Genomic DNA, 768 nt, shown 5'->3' on the forward strand with positions numbered 1-768 from the left:
GGCTACGGGGGAGAGGTGCCGCACCAGACGCCGCCGGCCAGGCGGGACTTTGCGGACACGCCCTAGGGCCGTACGGCGACGGACCAGCCCGGGTTGTACGTGCCTGGCACCGGGCGGCGCGGCCAGTCGCGGGCCCAGCGCGGCGGGTCCGTACGGCGCAGGATCACCGCCGTGGCGGGCGCCGGGTCGTCCATGCCGGCGGAGGCGCAGCCGGCGGTGTACGCGACGGGGATCGCCAGGCTGTTCCCCTTGATCAGGCACGGCGGCCGTACCCCGTTCCCGTGCAGTACGGCGCTGATCCGCTGCCAGTCGCCGCGCGCCCGTTCCTGGACGCTCACATGGGTCCGTACCTGCGTGATCTGTACGGCGGCATGCCCCAGCAGGACGAGGACGAGCGCCACCGCGAGCGGGCGGGAGCGGCTCGCCCGGCGGGCGGCGGCGAGCAGCCCGAGGGCGGCGGGCAGCACCAGCAGGGCGTAGCCGGGGAGCAGGAAACGGGGCGCCGCGTAGGGGACGAGGAAGAGGTACGGCAGCGAGACGGACACGGCGACGGCGACCGCCAGCCACAGCGGCCCGGTGGCTTGTCCGGCGCGGCGTGTGGTCCACAGCCCCAGCACGACCAGCAGCGGAAGCAGCAGCCACCATTCGACGACGCCCGAGGCGACGGTGTCGCCCGTACAGGGCCGGCAGAGCAACGGGCCGTCCAGGGCGGCATGCGGCCCGTGCTCTCGCTGAAGGCCCATCTCACCGCCCTGGACGGCCCGTTGC

At 75.0% G+C, this 768-nt stretch carries 1 pseudogene; it reads right to left on the minus strand.

Going from position 1 to position 768, the window contains the following annotated elements:
- Nucleotides 1-62: 62 nt before the first annotated feature.
- Nucleotides 63-768: pseudogene (locus tag BHU15_RS37870) on the minus strand (hypothetical protein); the annotation flags it as partial.

Origin of the sequence: Streptomyces niveus, assembly GCF_001723055.1 — a bacterium.
GTDB lineage: Bacteria > Actinomycetota > Actinomycetes > Streptomycetales > Streptomycetaceae > Streptomyces > Streptomyces niveus.